Consider the following 22,216-nt stretch of genomic DNA (forward strand, 5'->3'; position numbering starts at 1 on the left):
CGCCACCCCTTGAATTCAGCACGCACCGACAGCACATCCGCGCCCATGAAAGTTTCGGAAGCAGACATCCTCATCATTCCCGGCTACACGAATTCGGGCCCGGACCACTGGCAGAGCCGCTGGGAGCAGAAGCTCTCGACGGCGCGGCGCGTCGAGCAGGCGGAATGGACAAAACCGGTGCGCGAGGATTGGGTTCAACGCGTCGTGGAAGAGGTGGCGGCCGCCACGAAGCCCGTCGTGCTCGTCGGCCATTCGCTCGGCGTGACGGCAGCCGTCCACGCCGCGCCGCACTTCGACAACAAGGTCGCAGGCGCCTTCTTCGTCGCACCGCCTGATGTCGCCAACCCCGAAATCCGCCCTAAGCATCTCATGACCTTCGGCCCCTACCCGCGCGATCCGCTGCCCTTTCCGTCCGTCGTCGTAGCAAGCCGCAACGATCCCTTCGGCACCTATGAACATGCCGACGACATCGCCGCCGCCTGGGGATCGCTCCTTCTCGACGCCGGCGAAGCAGGCCACATCAATGCGCAGTCCGGTCACGGCCCCTGGCCGGAGGGTACGATGGTCTTCGCGCAGTTCCTCAGCAAGCTGAAAGCTTAGCAACTCGTCATTAAGAGGAAATTCATAGAAATCCGCCAATCTTGCGCCCCTGAGTTGATAACAGGCGCTTTTTATGGCCAAACCGTCCGGTTCGCCCCCCGATACCGTGCGAAAAACGGATAACGAGCCGTTCTATCGCAGACTTTTTGCGCGTTCCAGTTTCGGATTTGCTGCGCTCGATGCAGAGCGGCGCATCATTGACGCCAATGATGCCCTGCTGCGTGCCTTTGGCATTTCGTCCATTGCGGAACTCCCGACCTTCGACGCCTGTATTTCTGCGTGCGACCGGGCGATCCTGCCCTTCGCCATGCGCAAGGAGCTGACCGAGCAGGCCCCGTGGGAAATCCGCCTGCAACGTCCTGACGGCGATGAATTCTGGGTGCTCGCCTCCTTTATCGAACCGCCTGCCCTGCCCGGTGACGACCTTGCGCCCGACATGATCGTGCAATTCCTGGATGTGGACGAGCGCAAGCGCAATGCTCTTGAACTGACCGAGCGCGAGAGCCGCTGGAACCACGCGCTCGAATCGGCCGGCCAGGGTGTGTGGGATCACGATTTTGCGCGCGACCAGCGCTTCTACTCCCGCCAGTGGTGCACGATACGGGGCCGGCAACCGCACGAGACCTACGATTCCGCTCTCGACGAATGGATCGGCAACGTGCATCCCGATGATCGCGAGCACGTGCTTGCCGCCATCGCCCGGCAGGAAAGCGGCGAGACTTACTTCAGCGCCTTCTCCTACCGCGAACGCCACAAGGACGGCCGCTGGGTCTGGATCGAAAGCCGCGGCGCGGTGGTGGAATACGGACAGGACGGCAAGCCGAGCCGCATCGCCGGCACCGATACCGACATCACCGATCGCAAGGAAGCGGAAGAACGGCTTTCACAGATGTCGCGGCGCCTGGAACTGGCGCTCGACGTCTCGCGCGTCGGCGTGTTCGAGGTCGATCTCAAATCCAATACGGTGAACTGGGACGACCGCATGATCGAGATGTACGACCTGCGGGAAGCGCCCGATATCGGCAGCTGGGAGAGAGCCCTGCATCCCGACGACCGGCATGTGGCGGAGAATGCCGTCGCCAACGGCCTCGCGAACAACGCGGATTTCGCCAATGCATTCCGCATCATCAGGGGCGATGGCGAGATCCGCCATCTGCGCGGCCGCGCCGCCCCTTACACGGACATGGCCGGCGTACCCCGACTCATCGGCGCGAACTGGGACGTGACCGAGGATGTCCAGATCCAGGAAGAACTGAAGCGTGCGAAGGACCTCGCGGAAGCTCGCAACGAGGCGCTGGAGATCGCGCGCGCGCGGATCGAGTACACGTCGCTGCACGATCACCTGACGGGCCTGCCGAACCGGCGTTATCTCGATTCCACGATGGAAGATGCTGCCCGACGGGCGGAGCTGGACGGCAGCCGGCTTGCGGTACTCCATATCGACCTCGACCGCTTCAAGGAGATCAACGACACGCTCGGCCATGACGCCGGCGATCAGATGTTGATACATGCCGCCGGCGTATTGTCAGATCTGAAATCCGCCAGCGATTTCGTCGCCCGCATTGGCGGCGACGAATTCGTCTTTCTTTCCGCAGGGCCGGCGCCACGCAACCTAGCTTCGCTCGCCGAAGCGATCGTCACGGACATGCGCAAACCCGTCACCTTCAACGGGCATATCTGTCGCTTCGGCGCCAGCGTCGGCATCGCCAGCCAATCGGGCGCGGCGATAGATGCACGGCAGTTGCTGGTCAATGCCGACCTCGCGCTCTACCGCGCCAAGAACCGCGGCCGAAGCCGGCATGAATTCTTCACCAGCGATTTCCAGGCGCAGATCATCACCAACAAGCAGACGGCCGACGACATTCTGTCCGGTGTCGAACAGGGCCGCTTCCTGCCCTACTACCAGCCGAAATTCTGCGCCCGCACGCTCGATATCGTCGGCGTGGAAACGCTGGCGCGCTGGAATCATCCGACACGCGGCATCCTGACCCCGGACGCCTTCCTCAAGATCGCGGAAGACCTGGACTGCGTGGCGACGATCGACCGCATCGTGCTCGACAAGTCGCTTGCCGACTTCGCGCAATGGCGGCGGCTCGGCCTTGGGATAGAACAAATCTCGGTCAACGTCTCATCCAAGCGCCTGCACGACCCCGAACTCGCACGCGCGCTCCGCACGCTGGATATCGCGCCGAAATCGCTGTCCTTCGAGCTGCTGGAATCCATCTTCCTGGATGACTGCGACCATGTCGTTCTGGAAAACCTCGCGGAAATCCGCAATCTCGGCATCGACATCGAAATCGACGACTTCGGCACCGGCCACGCCTCCATCGTCAGCCTGATGAAGCTCAGGCCACGCCGCCTCAAGATCGACCGGCAGCTCGTCAAGCCCGTCAGCCGGTCGCCTGCGCAGCGAAAGCTCGTCGGCACGATCATCGAGATCGGCCGTTCGCTGGATATCGAGGTGATTGCGGAGGGTGTCGAGACGCCCGCCCATGTCACCATCATGCGCGACCTCGGCTGCGACAGCCTGCAGGGCTATGCGCTGGCGCGTCCCATGCCGGCAGAGGCGATGCCGGATTTCGTGCGCCGAAAGGACTGGCGGAAACTGGCGGGCGGCGCCCGTGACATGCACGACGCTTCCCCGCACCCCGTCAGCTAGACAGCAAAAAGCCGCCGGGCGAGAGGCGCGGCGGCTTTCAAACGCTGTTTGCGGCCAATCGCTCAGCCGGCTTCGATCTGCGACACGGCGACGGCGAGAAGCTCGACCATCTGCAGGCGGATCTCGTCTTCGCTGCGCGCAACACCGGCTGCGTCGAAGTCGGCCTTGACCTTGCGCACGACATCCTCGTGGCCTGCTTCTTCGAAGTCGGCGGCGACGACCTCCTTGGCATAGGCGTCGGCATCGTCACCGCTCTTGCCCAGCAGGCCGGCAGCCCAGAGGCCGAGCAGCTTGTTGCGGCGTGCTTCCGCCTTGAAGCGAAGCTCCTCATCAAGCGCAAACTTGGCTTCGAAGGCCTTTTCCCGATCGTTGATGCTGGCCATAGATTACTCCCGTCGATTCTTTTGCCCCGTTTGGGCTTCCAAGCCCATAAATCAAAACGCCGGGAAAAGTGCAATGCGAACTTTTGTCCCGCCGTAACTTCACCGAAACGCCGGAAATCGGGGGATCGGGCGGAACGCCGATTGTTAAACTGCGGCATTTCGTTTATGGGAGCGCAAACGAACGACACCCGCGCAGCCCAAGAGCGCCAACAACCGAGATAAAAACCATGAACCGTCGCCGCCGTATCTACGAGGGCAAGGGCAAGATTCTTTATGAGGGTCCCGAGCCGGGCACGCTGATCCAGTTTTTCAAGGACGACGCCACCGCCTTCAACAAGAAGAAGCATGACGTCATCGACGGCAAGGGCGTGCTGAACAACCGGATCTGCGAGTATCTCTTCACGCAGCTGAACAAGATGGGCATTCCGACCCATTTCATCCGCCGCCTCAACATGCGCGAGCAGCTGATCAAGGAAGTCGAGATCATCCCGCTCGAAGTGGTCGTGCGCAACGTGGCCGCCGGCTCGCTGTCCAAGCGCCTCGGCATCGAGGAAGGCACCGTCCTTCCCCGCTCGATCATCGAATTCTACTTCAAGGCCGATGCGCTCGAGGACCCGATGGTCTCCGAGGAACACATCACGGCCTTCGGCTGGGCAAGCCCCCAGGAACTCGACGACATCATGGCGCTCGCCATCCGCGTCAACGACTTCCTGTCCGGCCTCTTCCTCGGCGTCGGCATCCAACTCGTCGATTTCAAGATCGAATGCGGCCGTCTCTACGAAGGCGACATGATGCGCATCATCATCGCCGACGAGATCTCGCCGGACAGCTGCCGTCTCTGGGACATCGCGACCCAGGAAAAGATGGACAAGGACCGTTTTCGCCGGGACATGGGCGGACTTCTGGAAGCCTACCAGGAAGTGGCCCGCCGCCTCGGCGTCATCAATGAGAACGAGCCCGTGCGCGGCACCGGCCCCGTTCTGGTGAAATAACACGCTCCCAAGGATGGAACGATAGACATGATCAAGGCACGCGTAACGGTTACGCTGAAGAACGGTGTTCTCGACCCGCAGGGCAAGGCGATCGAAGGCGCCCTCGGCAGCCTCGGTTTCGACGGCGTCGGCCAGGTCCGCCAGGGCAAGGTCTTCGACCTCGAGCTTGAGACCGCCGACCGCGCCAAGGCTGAAGCCGATCTCAAGGCCATGTGCGAGAAGCTGCTGGCCAACACGGTAATCGAGAATTATACTATCGCCCTCTCTTAATGGTTGAGGAGGCGGCGATGGCTGAAGATGTGACACAGGACCTGCTGCACGAACTGCTTCGTCGTTTGCACACGCGTTTCGACAAGATCGACAACGCCATCAACGAATTGCGAACCGACAATCTTTTCATCCGGGGCCAAATTCACAATCTTCAGGGTGAATTCAACAATATGCGTGCTTCCATGGTTCACATGGACCAGCGTCTCGACCGTATCGAAAACCGCCTCGAATTGCGTGAACTCGCCGAGGCCCAGGCAAGGTTTGAACCACACCCATGAAGTCCGCCGTCGTCCAGCTCCCCGGCCTTAACCGTGACCGCGACATGATCGCGGCGCTGACCAAGATTTCGGGCGTCGCGCCCGTCACCGTCTGGCAGACCGAAACGGACCTGCCGGATGTCGACCTGATCGTCATCCCCGGCGGCTTCTCCTATGGGGATTATCTGCGCTGCGGTGCCATTGCCGCGCGCATGCCCGTCATGCAGGCGATCAAGGCGAAGGCCGAGGCCGGCGTGAAGGTTCTCGGCGTCTGCAACGGCTTCCAGATCCTGCTTGAGGCGGGCCTTCTGCCGGGCGCGCTGATGCGCAACGCCTCGCTGAAATTCGTCTGCCGCGAGGTGAAGCTGGAAGTGGTGAACGCCGATACGGATTTCACCCGCGCCTATGACAAGGGCCAGATCATCCGCTGCCCCGTCGCCCACCACGACGGCAACTATTTCGCAGATGCCGAGACGCTCGCCGCCATCGAAGGCAACGGCCAGGTCGTCTTCCGCTATGCTGACGGTACCAATCCCAACGGCTCGATCAACGACATTGCCGGCGTGATGAACGCCAAGGGCAACGTGCTCGGCCTGATGCCGCATCCGGAAAACCTCATCGAAGCCGCCCATGGCGGCTCGGATGGCCGCGGCCTCTTCGCATCGGTGCTCGACGTAATCGCTGCTTAACCGGTCCTTGTTATCAAGGGCGCATGTTCGCTTTCGAAAGGCTTTCCATGCGCCCTCTTCCGTCCGTCAAGCTCATCCTGCCGCTCGCTCTCGCCGCGGCTCTGGCCGGCTGCCAGACGAAGACGCCGGCGCCGAGGCCAAACGGCGCGGCCCTGCCGACGATGGAGCGCGTTGCGCTCGGCGCCAATGCCTGCTGGTTCAAATCGGGTGATCCGGCCTTCAAGGCCTATCGCCTTGCGCCCGAGCTGAATTCCTTCTCCGGTCGGCCGCGCATTCTTGTCGTCCACCGCAATTCGCCGGAATCGCGCCCGCTGCTCGTCGTGCAGGCTGAAGGCAATCCCGCCAAGCTCGACGCCTTCGGTCCGCTGATGAGCGAGCCGGTCGGCGCCCGCATCGCAACCGACGTCCGGCGTTGGGCGGCCGGCGGCAAAGGCTGCTGAGCCTCAGCTCCAGTAGAACGATTTTGCGACCTCCCGCCGCGCCTCGCTGCGGGAGATGCCGATATCCTCGAGCTGCGCGTCGGTGAGATCGAGGAGTGCATAGCGCGTACGCCGCTTCATGACCCAAATCCGGTAGACACGCACCGTCCGCCGCAAAAGCGAGCGCACCGGAAAGACCGGCGCCCGGATGGCTTGGGAGCGAATTGCATCGATTGTCATCATATTTCTCCTGAACTTGTCACAGGGCGTGTCACAATTGGTGCATTCAGGAAATAATTGACTCCATCGGCGGTGCAATATATGAATTGGCACCATGACAAATTGGCTCCCCAACCTCCAGGCCACGGACGGCCCGCTCTATGTCCGCATTGCCGACCAGATCGAGCAGGCGATCGGCATCGGCGCCCTTCCCGCCGGCAGCAAGCTGCCGCCGCAACGCAACCTCGCCTATGACATCGGCGTCACCATCGGCACCGTCAGCCGCGCTTATGCGATGGTGCGCGAGCGCGGTCTTGTCAGCGGCGAGGTCGGACGCGGGACCTATGTGCTGGGCTCGGGCGACAACGACAGCGCCGCCGCGGTCGATACCGTCAGCGCCCGCCTGATCGGCACCCGGGCGTCGAGCGCACCACCCGGCAAGCTGCGTTTCGACACGACGGCGGCCACCAATGTCGGCCAGTCCTCGGCCATCACGGATATCGTCGCAGCGATCTGCAGGGAACAGCCGAGCGAGATTGCGAGTTATACGCGCAGCTTTCCGGCCGACTGGCTGGAAGCCGGGCGCCGCTGGCTGAAGCACGGCGACTGGCAACCCGGCCATGACAGCATCGTTCCCACGCTCGGCGCCCACGCCGCCGTCATCGCCGCAGTTTCGGTCATCACCGCGCCGGGCGACCGCATCGTCTTCGAACATGTCACCTATTCGCAGGTCAGCCGCGGCACGGCGCTGATCGGCCGCCAGAGCGTACTGGTGGATTCCGATGCCGACGGCGTGCTTCCTGATGACTTCGAGCGGGTCTGCGTCCAGCAGCACCCCAAGCTCGCCTTTCTCATGTCGTCGGCCCAGAACCCGACGCTCGCCACCATGCCGGAAGACCGGCGGCGCGCGATTGCCGCCATCGCCAAGCGGCACAATGTCTTCCTCGTGGAGGACAATCTCTACGGCGGGTCGACGGAGAACGGCCTGCCGCTCATCGCGGAGCTGGCGCCGGACCGCACGTTCCTCGTTGGCGGGCTTTCCAAGAGCGTCGCGGCAGGCGTGCGTGGCGGATGGATCGCCTGCCCGCCGCACCTTGCCCAGCGCGTGCGCATCGCCCACAAGATGGTGAGCGGCGGCCTGCCGTTCCTGCTCGCCGAGCTTGCCGCGCGGCTGGTGCTGTCAGGCACGGCGGAAGCCATTCGGGCGCGGGTTTCCGACGAGGTGATGGCACGCGAGGCGCTCGTCCGCGAGATCTTCGCCGGCCTCGAGTTCAATTCGCATCCGCGCGTGCCCTTCGTCTGGCTCAAGCTGCCCGACCCCTGGCTTTCGGGCACCTTCCGGCAGGCGGCCTTCGCCGAGGACGTGCTCATCGACGACGAGGACGAGTTCAAGGCGGGCCGTTCGGAAAAGACCTTCCACCGGGTGCGGATCGGCATTTCCTCGCCGGAAAACCGGCAGGATGTGGTTGCCGGCCTCACAAGGCTGCGCAGGCTCATCACGTCGGGGCCGAGCGGTTATGACAGCCCGGCCTGAAAGCCGTGCCCGCCTGTGATTCCCGGTCATTTTCCTGTCGCGCTGCACGGCGGCATGGGGTAAAGAGACCCCAATCCTGCCCTCCACGACAAGACGAGCGACGATGACCATTTCGAACACCCGCCCGATCACTCCGGAGCTGATTGCCGCCCATGGGCTGAAGCCGGACGAATACGACCGCATCCTTTCGCTGATCGGCCGCGAACCCACCTTCACCGAGCTCGGCATCTTCTCGGCCATGTGGAACGAGCACTGCTCGTACAAATCCTCCAAGCGCTGGCTGCGCACGCTGCCGACCAAGGGTCCGCGCGTCCTCCAGGGCCCCGGCGAGAATGCCGGCGTCGTCGACATCGATGACGGCGACTGCGTCGTCTTCAAGATGGAGAGCCACAACCACCCGTCCTATATCGAGCCCTATCAGGGCGCGGCGACCGGCGTCGGCGGCATCCTGCGCGACGTCTTCACCATGGGTGCCCGGCCCATCGCCGCCATGAACGCGCTGCGCTTCGGCGAGCCGGATCACCCGAAGACCCGCCACCTCGTTTCCGGCGTCGTCGCCGGCGTGGGCGGATACGGCAATTCCTTCGGCGTGCCGACCGTCGGCGGCGAGGTCGAGTTCGACCCGCGCTACAACGGCAACATCCTCGTCAACGCCTTCGCCGCCGGCCTCGCCAAGTCGAACGCCATCTTCCTGTCGGAAGCCAAGGGTGTGGGCCTGCCGGTCGTCTATCTCGGCGCCAAGACCGGTCGTGACGGCGTGGGCGGTGCGACCATGGCATCCGCCGAATTCGACGAGACGATCGAAGAGAAGCGCCCGACCGTGCAGGTCGGCGATCCCTTCACCGAAAAATGCCTGCTGGAAGCCTGCCTCGAGCTGATGCAGACCGGCGCCGTCATCGCCATCCAGGACATGGGTGCGGCCGGCCTCACCTGCTCGGCCGTGGAAATGGGCGCCAAGGGCGACTTGGGCATCGAACTGAACCTCGATCTGGTTCCGGTCCGCGAARAGCAGATGACKGCMTACGAGATGATGCTGTCGGAAAGCCAGGAGCGCATGCTCATGGTTCTGGAACCCGCCAAGGAAGAGGTCGCCAAGGCGATCTTCGTCAAGTGGGGCCTGGCCTTCGCCATCGTCGGCTACACCACGGACGACCTGCGCTTCCGCATCCTGCACCAGGGCGAGGAAGTGGCGAACCTGCCGATCAAGGACCTCGGCGACCAGGCTCCGGAATACGACCGCCCATGGCGCGAACCCGGCAAGCCCGCGCCGCTGCCGGCCAATCTGGTGGCGGAACCGGAAAACTACGGCGAGGCCGTGCTGAAGCTGGTCGGCTCGCCGAACCAGTCGAGCCGCCGCTGGGTCTACGAGCAATACGACACGCTCATCCAGGGCAATTCCCTGCAGATCCCCGGCGGCGACGCCGGCGTCGTGCGCGTCGAAGGCCATGCCAGCAAGGCGCTTGCCTTCTCCTCCGACGTCACCCCGCGCTACGTCGAGGCCGATCCGTTCGAAGGCGGCAAGCAGGCCGTCGCCGAATGCTGGCGGAATATCACGGCGACCGGCGCCGAACCGCTTGCCTCCACCGACAACCTGAATTTCGGCAATCCCGAAAAGCCGGAGATCATGGGCCAGTTCGTCAAGGCCATCGAAGGCATCGGCGAGGCCTGCCGCGCGCTCGATTTCCCGATCGTCTCCGGCAACGTCTCGCTCTACAACGAGACGAATGGCATCGCGATCCTGCCGACGCCCACCATTGCCGGCGTCGGTCTGCTGCCCGACTGGTCGGTCATGGCCAAGATCGGCGGTGCGAAGGACGGCGACCAGCTGATCCTCATCGGCACCGATGGCAGCCATCTCGGCCAGTCCGTCTACCTGCGCGACGTCGTCGGCAAGATCGACGGCCCCGCCCCGGAAGTGGACCTGCATGCGGAACGCCGCAACGGCGATTTCGTGCGCTCGGCCATCCGCAACGGCCAAGTCACCGCCTGCCACGACATTTCCTCCGGCGGCCTCGCCATCGCGCTCGCCGAAATGGTCATGGCCTCCGGCAAGGGCGTCAAGGTGGACCTGTCGGACGCCAATGGCCCGGCGCATGCCGTTCTGTTCGGCGAAGACCAGGCTCGCTACGTGATCGCGGTCCCCGTCGACCTCGCGAACTTCATCTGCGCCAGCGCGGAAGGCGCGGGCGTACCGTTCCGCCGCCTGGGCACCGTCGGCGGCGACGCACTTGCCGTGGACGGCCTGTTGTCGCTGTCGATTGAGCAATTGCGCAACACCCATGAATCGTGGTTCCCTGACTTCATGGATGGCAACGGCACCGCCGCTGCCGCCGCGGAATAAATAAGGGAGCAGTTTCATGGCCATGTCACCGGGCGATATCGAAGACCTCATCAAATCCGGCATTCCGGGAGCGAAGGTGGTCATCCGCGATCTTGCCGGCGACGGCGACCATTATGCTGCCGAGGTCGTCGCGGAAGCCTTCCGCGGCAAGACCCGCGTGCAGCAGCACCAGATGGTCTATGACGCGCTGAAGGGCAATATGGGCGGCGTGCTGCACGCCCTTGCCCTCCAGACCTCCATTCCGGACTGACGCCATGGCTGGCCTTCTCAACGAACTCGTCAGCGGCGTGGTCGATGCAGCCCTCAAGGAGGTGCTGAAGAAGACCGGCGTGCGCAAGGCCACAACGACCAAACGTACGCGCCGCAAGACCACGACGCGCAAGAAGGCCTCCGGCGGGCTTCTCGGCGATATCATCGAGGCCGCCCTGAAGCCGGCCAAGCGGCCGCGCAAGCAGGTGAGCCGGCGTCGCACGGCCGCCAGCCGCAGCAGCCAGCGCAGCCGCTAGACGCGGCTTGCGCCGCTCCGCAAACAGGGATCTCGGAACGTGACCGCAGACAACGGCTCGGCCACAAGCGGGCAACCCGGCATCCTTTTTGTCGCCCTCGGGTATATCGCCGCCGTCCTGACCGCGACGACGGTGGTGATCGTGCTGCTTTACTTCTGGTCGGGCGCGAGCGACGGCCTGTTTCAGATTTTCGTCGTCGGCCTCGCCTACACCTTCGGCTGCGCCCTTCCCGGCTTCGTCGTCACGGTCGTCCTTGCGCGCGTTCTCCAGGTGAGGGCGTGGCTGTTCTTCGTGATTGCCGGCGGCATCGACGGCCCGTTCTCGCTGGTGTTCATCGACCGCTCGCTGCTGAGCGACGCCCTCGCCGTCATGGTCCTCGCCGGCGGTCTGGCCGGCGGCCTGATCTACTGGCTCGTTGCCTATTATCGCCGCGGTGGCGCGCCTGCCTGAAAAACACGGCATGCATTTTTTGCACGCGGACTTCTGGCAATTGTCACACGAGGTTGTTATCTAGGGCAAATGGTTCATCCCATCGGCCCTTGAAGCCGATTTGCTAGGGAATATGGAAATGAGCGGCATCCACGATTTCATCGACAACGAAGTCAAGACCAACGACGTCGTGCTCTTCATGAAGGGCACCCCGGAATTCCCGCAGTGTGGGTTCTCCGGCCAGGTCGTCCAGGTGCTGGATTATATTGGTGTGGACTACAAGGCGATCAACGTGCTCGCGGACGCCGATATCCGCCAGGGCATCAAGGACTATTCCAACTGGCCGACCATTCCCCAGCTCTATGTGAAGGGCGAATTCCTCGGCGGTTGCGACATCGTGCGCGAAATGTTCCAGGCGGGCGAATTGCAGTCCCACCTTCAGGAACAGGGTATTGCGATCAAGGGTGCTGCCTGACGATATGCGGTCTTCTGACTGCCGATATTGCAAAGGCGCCGCAACCCAGCGGCGCCTTCTCTCATTTTTGGAATGAATTGATATGTCCGGACTTTCCCCCGAAGCCGCCCAGCGCCTGAAAGGCATGGGCAAGATAGAATTCATCGCGCTCATGGCGCTGCTGATGGCGCTGAACGCGCTGGCCATCGACATCATGCTGCCGGGTCTCCAGGAGATCGGCGCCAGCCTCGGCGTCGAGAGCGAGAACCACAGGCAATATGTCATCTCGGCCTACCTGATCGGCTTCGCCTTTGCGCAATTGCTGTACGGCCCGGTCTCCGACCGGTTCGGCCGGCGCATTCCCATGTTCGTGGGCCTCGGGATCTATGTCGTGTCGTCGCTTGCCGCGATCCTCGTTCCGAGCTTCACCGCCCTTCTCGTGCTGCGCTTCGTGCAGGGCATCGGCTCGGCAGCCATGCGCGTCATCACCGTGTCCATCGTGCGCGACATCTTCGGCGGCCGCGCGATGGCCGAGGTCATGTCGCTGATCATGATGGTGTTCATGGTCGTTCCCGTCATGGCGCCGGGCATCGGCCAGGTGGTGATGGTCTTCGGCGACTGGCACCTGATCTTCGTCTTCATGGCCGTGATGGCCGCGGCCGTCTGGGCGTGGATGTATTTCCGCCTGCCGGAAACGCTGCATGAGGACGACGTGCGCCCCTTCACGGTGCGCTCGGTCCTCCAGGGCTTCCGCATCGTCCTGACCGATCGCGTGGCGCTCTGTTACACCCTGGCGAGCACCTTCATCTTCGGGGCGCTCTTCGGCTTCATCAACTCCGCGCAGCAGATCTATGTCGGCATCTACGAACTCGGGGTCTGGTTCCCGGTGGCCTTTGCGGCGGTCGCGGCCTTCATGGCGCTGTCGTCCTTCGTCAATGCCCGCCTCGTCGGTCGCTTCGGCATGCGCCGCCTGTCGCACGGCGCACTCCTCGGCTTCCTCGGCGTGAACGCGCTTTGGCTGGTCCTGACGCTGCTCTGGCCGACGCACCTGCCCTTTGCCCTGTTCCTCGTGCTGTTCGCGCTCGCGATGTTCCAGTTCGGCTGGATCGGCTCGAACTTCAACTCGCTGGCGATGGAACCGCTCGGCCATGTCGCCGGCACCGCCTCCTCCGTGCTCGGCTTCATGGGCACGGCCGGCGGCACGGTGGTGGGCGCCGTCATCGGCCAGTCGTTCAACGGAACCGCCCTGCCGCTCGTGCTCGGCTTCTTCTCGCTTTCCGTAATCGGCCTGGTCTTCGTGCTGATTGCGGAACGAGGCAAGCTCTTCCAGCCGCACAATCAGGCAACCTGACGACAAGCGAAAAATTCACGAACAGGAAAGGCCCGGTCGCGAAAGCCACCGGGCCTTTTTCATTCTGCCTGAAAACAGCTCAGTCGACGAAGACTTCGCGACGCAGCAGTTCCCAGCTGTCCCTGTCCGGCGCGACCAGTAGGCCACCACCGACATGGTGCGGCTCGTAGGGCTTGCCGTCGAAGCGTGCGGCATAAGCGCCGGCTTCCTGTGCGATCAGCGTGCCGGCCAGGTGATCCCAGGGCATCAGCTTGTTGTACATCAGATAATGCAGGTGCCCGCCGGCGAAGGTGCGGTATTCGTGCGCCGCGCAGCGATAGTTCGAAACGAAAGCGACCTTGGCGAGATTGGCCAGCACGCGCGCGCGCCGCTCGCGATCGAAGAAACTCGTCGAGGCCATGCCCGTCATCTCTTCCAGCGGCGCTGCGCCGCGGGCCTTGAGCTTGACGGCCGGGCGGTGGCCGCCGGTCTGCCACGCGCCGCCGCCCTTCTCCGCCATGACGAAATCGTCGCCCATCGGGTCGTAGATGATGCCGCCGACCGTCTGGCCGCCCGAGACGATCGCCGCCATCACGCCGAACATCGGAACGCCGGCAGCGAAGTTGAACGTGCCGTCGATCGGATCCACCACGATGGCGAGATCGGCCTCGGCAAGCTTCGGCAGCAGCGCCGGATCGGCCGCAACCGATTCCTCGCCGACGAACAGCGCACCCGGAAACTGCGCCTCGACCTCGCGCTTGATGAAGCGCTCCGCCGCCTCGTCGGCGATCGTCACGAGGTCGTTCGCATCCGCCTTGGTGTGGACGTCACCCTTTGCGAGCGCGCGGAACCGCGGGCGGATTTCGGCTTCGGCCGCCTGTGCGAGCACGAGCGCGAGGGCATTGATATCAATCGTCGTCATTCTTGTCTTACCGTTTCGAGGGAGGAGAAATCGAAGAGCTTCGGATCGAGCAGATGGGAGGGATTGGCATGGCCGAGCGCACGCAGCATGGCGTCCTTGCGGCCCGGCATGCGCGTCTCGATATCGGCCAGCATCGCCTTCATGGCGTTGCGCTGCAGCCCGTCCTGCGAGCCGCAGAGATCGCAGGGAATGATCGGAAACTGCATGGCGGCGGCAAATTTCGCCAGATCGTCCTCCGCCGCATAGGCGAGCGGACGCAATACCATCAGGTCTCCCTCGTCGTTGAGGAGCTTCGGCGGCATGGTCGCCAGCCGGCCGCCATGGAAGAAGTTCATGAAGAAGGTCTCGAGAATATCCTCGCGATGATGTCCGAGCACCAGCGCGTCGCAGCCCTCCTCGCGGGCGATGCGGTAGAGGTTGCCGCGCCGAAGCCGCGAGCACAACGAGCAATAGGTCGCCCCCGACGGCACCTTGTCCTTCACGATGGAGTACGTGTCGCGATATTCGATGCGATGCGAAACACCGATGGACTTCAGGTATTCCGGCAGGATGTGCTTGGGAAAGTTCGGCTGGCCCTGATCGAGGTTGCAGGCGATCAGTTCGACGGGCAGCAGGCCGCGCCATTGCAAATCCATCAGCAGCGCCAGCAGGCCGTAGCTGTCCTTGCCGCCCGAAAGGCCGATCAGCCAGCGTTTCTGGCCCTTCAGCATGGCGAAATCGTCCATCGCCTGCCGCACCTGACGCAGCAGGCGCTTGCGCAATTTGTTGAAGGACACGCTGGACGGCGCAGTCGAAAAGAGCGGATGACGGCCTTCGTCCGGGGTGTCGTCTTCGGTTTCGGCGAGTGCGAGGGTCATGCGCCTGCAATGCCCCGAACCGCCGGCACAATCAAGCCCCGAAGATCGACCAGCCGGTGCGCGCCGCCAGCATTTCGAGCGCCAGCGATCCGAGAAGCGAATTGCCGTTGTCGTTGAGCCCGGGCGACCAGACGGCGACCGACGCCTTTCCCGGCGCGACGGCCAGGATACCCCCGCCCACGCCGCTCTTGCCCGGCAGGCCGACCCGGTAGGCGAAGTCGCCGGAGCCGTCATAGTGACCGCAGGTCAGCATCAGCGCATTGATGCGCCGCGCCCGAAGGTGCGAGACCACGCGGTGGCCGGTCAGCGGATTGATGCCGCTGTTGGCGAGGAACAGCCCTGCCCGCGCCAGCTGGCGGCAGCTCAGCGCCAGGGCGCACTGGTGGAAATAGACGCCGAGCACCAATTCGGCGGCATGGTCGAGCTTGCCGAAGGAGCGCAGGAAATTGGCCAGCGCGAAATTGCGGAAGCCCGTCGCCTGCTCGGAGCGCGCGACATCCTGATCGACGATGATGTCGTCCTCATCAGCGAGATAGCGCATGAAACGGACGATCTCGCCGATCGCCTCCTTCGGCGTATGCCCGGCCAGCACGAGATCGGTAATGGCGATGGCGCCCGCATTGATGAAGGGATTGCGCGGAATGCCGCCCTCATATTCCAGCTGGACGATGGAGTTGAACGCGGATCCCGAAGGTTCCCGGCCGACGCGTTTCCAGATCGCCTCGCCGTGCTTGCCGAGCGCCAGCGTCAGCGTGAAGACCTTGGAGATGCTCTGGATGGAGAACGGCTCCTGCGCATCGCCGGCCAGATGCACGGCACCGTCGACCGTCACGACGGCCATGCCGAACTTCTTCGGGTCGACATGGGCAAGCTGGGGAATGTAATCGGCGACCCTGCCCTCGCCGCGCCTTGGCGACAGACTGTCATGGATATCGTCGAGGATGGCCTGCAAATCCATCGTGCACTGTCCCCCAAAGAAAAAGCCGCCAATCTCTTGGCGGCTTTTCCGGATTTGGCAAGGTGTCGTTCGCGATTAACGCGAGTAGAATTCGACAACCAGGTGCGGTTCCATGACGACGGCGTAGGGCACGTCGGAGAGAACCGGGACGCGAACGAAGGTCGCGACCATCTTGTTGTGATCGACTTCGATATAGTCGGGAACGTCGCGCTCGGCGAGGCTGACGGACTCAAGGACCGTAACCAGCTGCTTGGACTTGTCCTTGACTTCGATGACGTCGCCCGGCTTGCAACGGTAGGAACCGATGTTGACGCGCACACCGTTGACCTTGACGTGGCCGTGGTTGACGAACTGACGGGCAGCGAAGACCGTCGGAACGAACTTGGCGCGGTAGACGATCGCGTCCAGGCGCGATTCGAGCAGGCCGATCAGGTTTTCCGGGGTGTCGCCCTTGCGGCGTTCGGCTTCAGCGAAGATCGCGCGGAACTGCTTCTCGCGGATGTCGCCATAGTAGCCCTTCAGCTTCTGCTTGGCGCGGAGCTGAACACCGAAGTCCGAAAGCTTGGACTTGCGGCGCTGGCCGTGCTGGCCCGGGCCGTATTCGCGGCGGTTGACCGGGGACTTCGGACGGCCCCAGATGTTTTCGCCCATGCGGCGGTCGATTTTGTACTTGGATGCAGCGCGCTTGCTCATCGCATTTCCTCTAAGTCTTGTTATGGCCTGCCCGTTGCCGGACCGGCTCTAAGGAAACACGCCCTCCTCTGAACCTTGCGGGTTCCGACAGGCTTCTCACGATCGCGACCGGAGAATCCACGGGACATGTCAAATGAAACACCGGACATTTCTGCCCGGCGCTGGCGGGGTTCATTAGGGGAGTTTTACAAAACTGTCAACGAGCAAAGCCCGGAAAATCCGCCTATTCCGCCGCATCTTGGTGGGAATCGGCAAGGTCCGGCCCATTGGCGTCACCCGGCAGCGTCTCGCAGCCGAGATCCGGGAAGGCGACGATGCGGTGGCCGGCGAGATCGCTGTGTACCACGACCAGCCCCTGCTCCTCGAAATAGCCGAGCAGGCGCCGCGCCCGGCGGGCCGAATGCGTGCCGTAGGCGCGCGCGATGCGGGCATCCGACGGGCAGGCAAGGCCGCGCACCGCGGCCTGCGCGACGAGCAGGAAGACGCCCTGGAGATCCTCCGTCACGCTATGCGACAGGTCGAGCGCCCTGCCCCAGACCTCCGTCGCGGCCGTCTCGGCATCGACACCCGAGCGGGCGACGGCCATCTTGCGCCGGAAGGCCGGCAGCGACAGGGGCGCGCCGGGCACGCGGCGAATGCGGCAGCGCACGAGAAAATCCTGGAAGAGCTCGGCATCGGCGCGGAACGCCGCTTCGGGATTGCCGAGGATTTCGGCCAGCGCCTGGTCGAGCAGGCTTTCGCGCTCCTCGGCGGATATCTCCGGCGCCGGCGCCTTCGCCTCCGCCTGAACCGGCTCCGGGCGTGCGCGGGAAAGTTCGGCCAGGATATCCGTCGTCGGCCGCGGCGCGGGCGGCGCGCGGCGAACGAGCGGGCGGGAGAATTCGTCGGGGTCGGGTGTGAAGATCAGGTCTTCGACATCCTGCGGCGCATCCGGCAGCGGCATCAGCTTGGGGCTGGTCGAGCGTGCGGAGGTCTCCACCGCACCGATCGTCACCGGCAGCGGGCGGCGCGACAGCGCCGGCCCAAGCGCCACGAAGGAGCCGCGCGGCAGGTCGCGGAACATTTCCGCCTGCCGGCGATCGAGGCCGAGCAGATCGGCGGCACGCGCCATGTCGATATCGAGGAAGGTGCGGCCCATCAGGAAGTTCGAGGCCTCCGCCGCGACGTTCTTGGCAAGCTTGGCAAGACGCTGCGTGGCGATGACGCCGGCAAGACCGCGCTTGCGGCCGCGGCACATCAGGTTCGTCATCGCGCCGAGCGAGAGTTTTCTGGCTTCTTCGGAGACTTCACCGCTGACCGCGGGCGCGAAAAGCTGCGCCTCGTCGACCACGACGAGCACCGGATACCAGTAGTCCCGGTCGGCATCGAACATCGCGTTGAGAAAGATGCCGGCGGCACGCATCTGCTCGTCGGCCTCCAGGCCTTCGAGCGAGAGCACGCAGGACACGCGATGCTGACGAATGCGGTTGGCGATGCCGACAAGCTCCGCCTCGGTGCGGTGCCCGTCTACGACCACATGGCCGAAGCGGTCCGACAGCGTGACGAAATCCCCCTCGGGGTCGATGATGACCTGCTGCACCCACTGTGCGGATTGTTCGAGCAGGCGGCGCAGAAGATGCGACTTGCCCGATCCGGAATTGCCCTGCACCAGCAGGCGCGTCGCCAAGAGTTCCTCGATATCGAGCTTGGCCGGTGCGCCGCCCTGCACCGTTCCCATGTCGATGCCGACCTTCATCCCGTTCCTCGTTTCTGAAATCTGCGATTCGCCCGGCCGCCACCGGGCAACCGGCAAGCCCTAACACGAAATGCCGACCCGTCACCTCAGGCTTTTGAAAAACCCACAGGGTTCTGGGTCAGGCAGCCTTGTCGTTCAAGGGCAGGACATCGGGTTGCTCACGCCGCATGGCCTCGGCGAGATCGAAATTGGCCTGCATGGCAAGCCATGCGCGCGCCGTGCCGGCGCCGGCGCGCTCGAGACGCACAGCCAGATCGGGACTGATCGCGGCGCGCCCATTGAGCACACGCGACAACGCGACCCGCGACATGCCGAGACGCGCGGCGGCATCCGTCACGGAAAGGCTGAGCGCCAGAATCACATCCTCACGAAGCAACTCTCCAGGATGGGGAGGCATTTTCATCATGACCGCAATCCTCTCAATGGTAATCCTGGTAATCGACCAGCTCGACATCGGTCCCGAAGAAGCGAAACGTTACGCGCCAGTTTCCATTCACCCAAACCGACCAGTGGCCTTTCAGGTCACCCTTGAGCGCATGAAGCCTGAAGCCGGGAAGGTTGACGTCGGCGGTGCCGCTCGCGACATCGAGCAAAGCCAGGATACGAGCGAGCTTTGCCGCGTGGGACGCCTGGATGCCGCGTGTCGAGCCCGACCTGTAGAAGACCTCAAGCCCTTTGTGCCGAAAGCTGATGATCATCGCACAATGTAACGCGTATCGCTACACGATACAAGCCGCATCACACCACGCGCAGGCCGAAACCCTGCATCAGGCGGCGGGTGGAGAAGTCGGGGTTGCCGGAGGTGAAGATGGCGATGTCCTCGCCCGGCGCCAGCGTTTCGAGCGGCGGCACGAGGCGGCGGGCCTGCCGGGCGATGGCTTCTGCCGGGTCGAGCCAGTCGACCGGCCAGGGCGCCAGCTTGCGGAAGAGGTTCGCCATGAAGGGATAGTGCGTGCAGGCCAGCACCACGATATCCGTCTTGCGGCCCATCTCGTCCACGAAGCAGGGAATGATTTCCGCGCGCACCGCCTCGTCCGACAAGGTCTCGCCCCGGATATAGGCCTCGGCCATGCGGGCAAGATTTTCCGAGCCGACGAGACGCACGTCGCATTGCGTGGCAAACGACTGGATCAGGTCGCGGGTATAGGCGCGCTTGACCGTACCGGGTGTGGCAAGCACCGAAACGTGGCCCGAGCGGGTGCGCTCGGCCGCCGGCTTGATGGCCGGCACGGTACCGACGAACTGCATATGCGGGAACGACGCGCGCAAATCCGCGCCGACGAGCGTGAAGGCGGTGTTGCAGGCGATGACGCAGATTTCCGGATCGTGTTCGTGCAGCAGCCTTGCGAAGAGGTCGACGATATGCGCCTTCAGCGCCGGCTCCTCCCAGCCGCCATAGGGAAAGCCCGCATCGTCGGCCACATAGGTGAAATGCCGCTCCGGCATCAGCACGCGCGCCTCGCGCAGCACCGTCAGGCCGCCGATACCGCTGTCGAACATCAGGATCGGTTTGGGACTAGTCGATGTCACGAGGCACCTTGGACCGGCGGTTGCGGGTTCGGTTCGGATTGGCCGCGCCGCGCGGTGATTCGCGGGTGAAGCGGTCGAGGCAGGAAATCACGCCGCGCAGCACCTGGATCTCCGTGCCGGTGAAGGAAGGACGCGTCAGAATGGCGCGCAGGTTCTCCACCAGTTTTGGCTTTTTTTCGGCAGGCCGGAAGTAACCGCGCGCATCCAGCGTTTCCTCGACGTGATCGAACAGGCCCTGGAGCTCTTCCTTCTGGGCCGGACGCTGCGGCAGCGCGCTGAACGGTGTCACCTCGACGGACGAAAGGCCGCTCTTCATCCATTCGTAGCTCATCAGCAGCACGGCCTGGGCGAGATTGAGCGATGCGAAGGCCGGATTGACAGGGAAGGTCACGAGTTCGTCGGCGAGCGCAATCTCCTCGTTGGTGAGGCCCGTGCGCTCGCGGCCGAAGAGAATGCCGGTCTTCTGCCCTGCCCGGAAGCGCGTGCGCAGATCATCGGACGCCACCACCGGCGAACGGACCTCCTTGTAGCCGTAGCGGTCGCGCGCCGTCGTCGCATAGACGAATTCGAGGTCGGCGATCGCGGCTTCCAGCGAGGGGAAGACCGTGGCGGCCGCAATGACGTGATCGGCCTTGCTGGCGGCGGAAATCGCCTTCTCGCTTGGCCAGCCGTCACGCGGATTGACGAGCCGCAGTTCCGCCAGCCCGAAATTCGCCATGGCGCGCGCCACCATGCCGATATTCTCGCCCAGTTGCGGATGAACGAGAATGATCGCCGGTCCCTCGGCGATCAGCGTGCGTTCGCTGTTCGTGCCTGCCATGCCCTATATCCCTAGAAAAACCGGGCCTCAGTGGCACAATTGACCGGAAATGAAAAGCGTTACTGGCCGCCGGCGGCCGCTTCCGCGCCATAGCGCGCCAGTTCGCCCAGCTCTTCCTTGAGGGTCGATTCGTCCTCGCCCTCGCGCACCATCTCGTCGATGACGGGCCGCCCGTCTTCCTCGATCACCTTGAAGACCAGCGTCGTCTTGGCCTGCGAGGGGTCGCGCTCGGGGAAACAATGGGTGTTGTCGAAGGTCACGGTCACGTCGTCCGTGCCGTCCTTGGGCGTGCCCTCGGTGATCGTCAGGTCCTTCAGCGAACAGCCGTCCTGGCCGCTGACGATGGGATCGTAGCCGAAGGGCGAGCCGCCATCGTCATAGGCCGGATATTTCGCGGCCTCGCGGTATTTTGCGACGAGATCCTTGCTGTAGAGCCGCTTCAGGAAATCCTCGTTGAAATAGTCGATGTAGTCGGGCGCCGTCTCGGTATCCTCCTTCATCTCCTTCCAGTTGCTGGCGGTGGCCGCCATCAGCTCCTCAACGGGCGCCTTGAAGGTGGCGGCATGGGCCGAAATCGGGATCAGGACGGCAAGGGCGGCGAGACCGAGGCGCGACATCACACTCTCCATTGGCTGGCTCCATTGGCTGGCGGCAGACGAGGTCGCATGCCCGCGACTCTTCTGAAACGGAATTCTGGCGAAACTTATTCCGCCGCGCGTGGAAAATAAACCGGCTCGCCCCGTGCCCGGCTTTGCCTTCCCGGCCGTGAGTGCTATAGGGCCACTCGGTTCTTTCAAGTCCACGATCCGGGGCGTTCTGCCCCTACAAGCACGAGGCTCCCCATGGCAAAGATCAAGGTCGCCAATCCCGTCGTCGAACTCGATGGCGACGAGATGACGCGTATCATCTGGCAGTTCATCAAGGACAAGCTGATCCATCCCTATCTGGACATCGACCTTGAATACTACGATCTCGGCATGGAAAACCGCGACGCCACCGACGACCAGGTGACGATCGATGCCGCAAATGCCATCAAGAAGCACGGCGTCGGCGTCAAGTGCGCCACCATCACGCCGGACGAGGCCCGCGTCGAGGAATTCAAGCTGAAGAAGATGTGGAAGTCGCCGAACGGCACGATCCGCAACATCCTCGGCGGCGTCATCTTCCGCGAGCCGATCATCGCCAAGAACGTCCCGCGTCTCGTTCCCGGCTGGACCAAGCCGATCATCGTCGGCCGCCATGCCTTCGGCGACCAGTACCGCGCCACCGACTTCAAGTTCCCCGGCAAGGGCAAGCTGACGATGAAGTTCGTCGGCGAAGATGGCAAGGAAATCGAATACGACGTGTTCGACGCGCCGTCCGCCGGCGTCGCCATGGGCATGTACAACCTCGACGATTCGATCACCGAATTCGCCCGCGCGTCGTTCAATTACGGCCTGCAGCGCAAGGTCCCGGTCTATCTCTCGACCAAGAACACCATCCTCAAGGTCTATGACGGCCGCTTCAAGGATATCTTCCAGCAGGTCTTCGACGCCGAATTCGCCGAGAAGTTCAAGGAAGCCAAGATCTGGTACGAACACCGCCTGATCGACGACATGGTCGCTTCGGCGCTGAAATGG

The 22,216-nt window shown here is 63.7% G+C and carries 27 protein-coding genes; 15 read left to right on the plus strand and 12 right to left on the minus strand.

Features of this window, described 5'->3' with window-relative positions:
• Window positions 1-45: 45 nt before the first annotated feature.
• Window positions 46-600: an RBBP9/YdeN family alpha/beta hydrolase gene (locus B5M41_RS22970; RefSeq protein WP_134650793.1), complete on the plus strand. Its 555-nt coding sequence runs from the start codon at window positions 46-48 to the stop codon at window positions 598-600.
• A 73-nt stretch (window positions 601-673) separates the two neighbouring features.
• Window positions 674-3,259, plus strand: coding sequence for a sensor domain-containing protein (locus tag B5M41_RS22975; protein ID WP_134650794.1), 2,586 nt, complete (start codon window positions 674-676; stop codon window positions 3,257-3,259).
• A gap of 62 nt (window positions 3,260-3,321) precedes the next feature.
• Here B5M41_RS22975 and B5M41_RS22980 read toward each other — a convergent pair whose 3' ends face one another.
• Complete coding sequence (locus B5M41_RS22980; RefSeq protein ID WP_134650795.1) at window positions 3,322-3,642, minus strand: DUF1476 domain-containing protein; 321 nt, start codon at window positions 3,640-3,642, stop codon at window positions 3,322-3,324.
• A 227-nt stretch (window positions 3,643-3,869) separates the two neighbouring features.
• Here B5M41_RS22980 and purC point away from each other — a divergent pair, with 227 nt between their 5' ends.
• From purC to B5M41_RS23005, 5 genes are read left to right on the plus strand one after another with little or no spacing between them, the layout of a single operon-like run.
• Window positions 3,870-4,634, plus strand: a complete 765-nt coding sequence (purC, locus tag B5M41_RS22985; protein ID WP_134650796.1) for a phosphoribosylaminoimidazolesuccinocarboxamide synthase — start codon at window positions 3,870-3,872, stop codon at window positions 4,632-4,634.
• 27 nt (window positions 4,635-4,661) lie between these two features.
• Window positions 4,662-4,904 (plus strand): phosphoribosylformylglycinamidine synthase subunit PurS, encoded by a 243-nt coding sequence (purS, locus tag B5M41_RS22990; RefSeq protein ID WP_134650797.1) that lies wholly within the window; start codon window positions 4,662-4,664, stop codon window positions 4,902-4,904.
• A 17-nt stretch (window positions 4,905-4,921) separates the two neighbouring features.
• On the plus strand, window positions 4,922-5,182 hold the full coding sequence (locus tag B5M41_RS22995; protein WP_134650798.1) for a hypothetical protein: 261 nt from the start codon (window positions 4,922-4,924) through the stop codon (window positions 5,180-5,182).
• On the plus strand, window positions 5,179-5,850 hold the full coding sequence (purQ, locus tag B5M41_RS23000; RefSeq protein WP_134650799.1) for a phosphoribosylformylglycinamidine synthase subunit PurQ: 672 nt from the start codon (window positions 5,179-5,181) through the stop codon (window positions 5,848-5,850). Before B5M41_RS22995 ends, purQ begins: the two co-directional genes overlap by 4 nt.
• 47 nt (window positions 5,851-5,897) lie before the next feature.
• Window positions 5,898-6,290 carry a hypothetical protein gene (locus tag B5M41_RS23005; RefSeq protein ID WP_134650800.1) on the plus strand — a complete coding sequence of 131 codons (393 nt, stop codon included), beginning with the start codon at window positions 5,898-5,900 and terminating at the stop codon, window positions 6,288-6,290.
• A 3-nt stretch (window positions 6,291-6,293) separates the two neighbouring features.
• On the opposite strand, the gene B5M41_RS23010 is transcribed toward B5M41_RS23005, so the two are convergent.
• Window positions 6,294-6,509, minus strand: a complete 216-nt coding sequence (locus B5M41_RS23010; RefSeq protein ID WP_230640306.1) for a DUF1127 domain-containing protein — start codon at window positions 6,507-6,509, stop codon at window positions 6,294-6,296.
• Between the two features lie 94 nt (window positions 6,510-6,603).
• Here B5M41_RS23010 and B5M41_RS23015 point away from each other — a divergent pair, with 94 nt between their 5' ends.
• The 7 genes from B5M41_RS23015 (at window position 6,604) to B5M41_RS23045 (ending at window position 13,103) form a co-directional block, all read left to right on the plus strand.
• Window positions 6,604-8,022 carry an aminotransferase-like domain-containing protein gene (locus B5M41_RS23015; protein WP_134650802.1) on the plus strand — a complete coding sequence of 473 codons (1,419 nt, stop codon included), beginning with the start codon at window positions 6,604-6,606 and terminating at the stop codon, window positions 8,020-8,022.
• A gap of 103 nt (window positions 8,023-8,125) precedes the next feature.
• A complete protein-coding gene (gene purL / locus B5M41_RS23020; RefSeq protein ID WP_230640307.1) occupies window positions 8,126-10,363 on the plus strand; it encodes a phosphoribosylformylglycinamidine synthase subunit PurL in 2,238 nt (745 codons plus the stop codon).
• A gap of 16 nt (window positions 10,364-10,379) precedes the next feature.
• Entirely contained in the window at window positions 10,380-10,613 is a 234-nt protein-coding gene (locus B5M41_RS23025) for a BolA/IbaG family iron-sulfur metabolism protein (RefSeq protein WP_117366205.1), read from the plus strand.
• A 4-nt stretch (window positions 10,614-10,617) separates the two neighbouring features.
• Window positions 10,618-10,869 carry a hypothetical protein gene (locus B5M41_RS23030; RefSeq protein WP_134650804.1) on the plus strand — a complete coding sequence of 84 codons (252 nt, stop codon included), beginning with the start codon at window positions 10,618-10,620 and terminating at the stop codon, window positions 10,867-10,869.
• Window positions 10,870-10,908: 39 nt separating this feature from the next.
• Window positions 10,909-11,319 (plus strand): hypothetical protein, encoded by a 411-nt coding sequence (locus tag B5M41_RS23035; RefSeq protein WP_134650805.1) that lies wholly within the window; start codon window positions 10,909-10,911, stop codon window positions 11,317-11,319.
• Between the two features lie 118 nt (window positions 11,320-11,437).
• A complete protein-coding gene (grxD, locus tag B5M41_RS23040; protein ID WP_134650806.1) occupies window positions 11,438-11,773 on the plus strand; it encodes a Grx4 family monothiol glutaredoxin in 336 nt (111 codons plus the stop codon).
• A gap of 124 nt (window positions 11,774-11,897) precedes the next feature.
• Complete coding sequence (locus B5M41_RS23045; protein ID WP_134650821.1) at window positions 11,898-13,103, plus strand: multidrug effflux MFS transporter; 1,206 nt, start codon at window positions 11,898-11,900, stop codon at window positions 13,101-13,103.
• Window positions 13,104-13,182: 79 nt separating this feature from the next.
• Here B5M41_RS23045 and B5M41_RS23050 read toward each other — a convergent pair whose 3' ends face one another.
• From B5M41_RS23050 to B5M41_RS23095, 10 genes are all read right to left on the minus strand, one after another.
• Window positions 13,183-14,004, minus strand: coding sequence for an inositol monophosphatase family protein (locus tag B5M41_RS23050; protein WP_134650807.1), 822 nt, complete (start codon window positions 14,002-14,004; stop codon window positions 13,183-13,185).
• The gene (gene ttcA / locus B5M41_RS23055; RefSeq protein ID WP_134650808.1) at window positions 14,001-14,861 is read right to left on the minus strand and encodes a tRNA 2-thiocytidine(32) synthetase TtcA; all 861 of its coding nucleotides are present in this window, start codon (window positions 14,859-14,861) and stop codon (window positions 14,001-14,003) included. The genes B5M41_RS23050 and ttcA overlap by 4 nt, the downstream gene beginning before the upstream one ends.
• A 31-nt stretch (window positions 14,862-14,892) precedes the next feature.
• A complete protein-coding gene (locus B5M41_RS23060) occupies window positions 14,893-15,819 on the minus strand; it encodes a glutaminase (protein ID WP_134650809.1) in 927 nt (308 codons plus the stop codon).
• A 75-nt stretch (window positions 15,820-15,894) separates the two neighbouring features.
• Window positions 15,895-16,512, minus strand: a complete 618-nt coding sequence (gene rpsD, locus B5M41_RS23065; RefSeq protein WP_134650810.1) for a 30S ribosomal protein S4 — start codon at window positions 16,510-16,512, stop codon at window positions 15,895-15,897.
• A 223-nt stretch (window positions 16,513-16,735) separates the two neighbouring features.
• Entirely contained in the window at window positions 16,736-18,247 is a 1,512-nt protein-coding gene (locus B5M41_RS23070; RefSeq protein ID WP_134650811.1) for a helicase HerA domain-containing protein, read from the minus strand.
• A 118-nt stretch (window positions 18,248-18,365) separates the two neighbouring features.
• Window positions 18,366-18,653: a HigA family addiction module antitoxin gene (locus B5M41_RS23075; protein WP_134650812.1), complete on the minus strand. Its 288-nt coding sequence runs from the start codon at window positions 18,651-18,653 to the stop codon at window positions 18,366-18,368.
• A 13-nt stretch (window positions 18,654-18,666) separates the two neighbouring features.
• Complete coding sequence (locus B5M41_RS23080) at window positions 18,667-18,945, minus strand: type II toxin-antitoxin system RelE/ParE family toxin (RefSeq protein ID WP_134650813.1); 279 nt, start codon at window positions 18,943-18,945, stop codon at window positions 18,667-18,669.
• Between the two features lie 40 nt (window positions 18,946-18,985).
• On the minus strand, window positions 18,986-19,777 hold the full coding sequence (gene murI / locus B5M41_RS23085) for a glutamate racemase (RefSeq protein ID WP_134650814.1): 792 nt from the start codon (window positions 19,775-19,777) through the stop codon (window positions 18,986-18,988).
• Window positions 19,764-20,597, minus strand: a complete 834-nt coding sequence (locus B5M41_RS23090) for an RNA methyltransferase (RefSeq protein WP_134650815.1) — start codon at window positions 20,595-20,597, stop codon at window positions 19,764-19,766. Before B5M41_RS23090 ends, murI begins: the two co-directional genes overlap by 14 nt.
• A 59-nt stretch (window positions 20,598-20,656) precedes the next feature.
• Window positions 20,657-21,214: a hypothetical protein gene (locus tag B5M41_RS23095; RefSeq protein WP_134650816.1), complete on the minus strand. Its 558-nt coding sequence runs from the start codon at window positions 21,212-21,214 to the stop codon at window positions 20,657-20,659.
• A gap of 225 nt (window positions 21,215-21,439) precedes the next feature.
• Between B5M41_RS23095 and B5M41_RS23100 the strand changes: the two genes are divergently transcribed.
• Window positions 21,440-22,216: NADP-dependent isocitrate dehydrogenase (locus tag B5M41_RS23100; RefSeq protein WP_230640309.1), on the plus strand; the 777-nt coding region annotated here is incomplete at its 3' end.

This window comes from Shinella sumterensis (genome assembly GCF_004514425.2).
In the GTDB taxonomy this organism is placed as follows: domain Bacteria; phylum Pseudomonadota; class Alphaproteobacteria; order Rhizobiales; family Rhizobiaceae; genus Shinella; species Shinella sumterensis.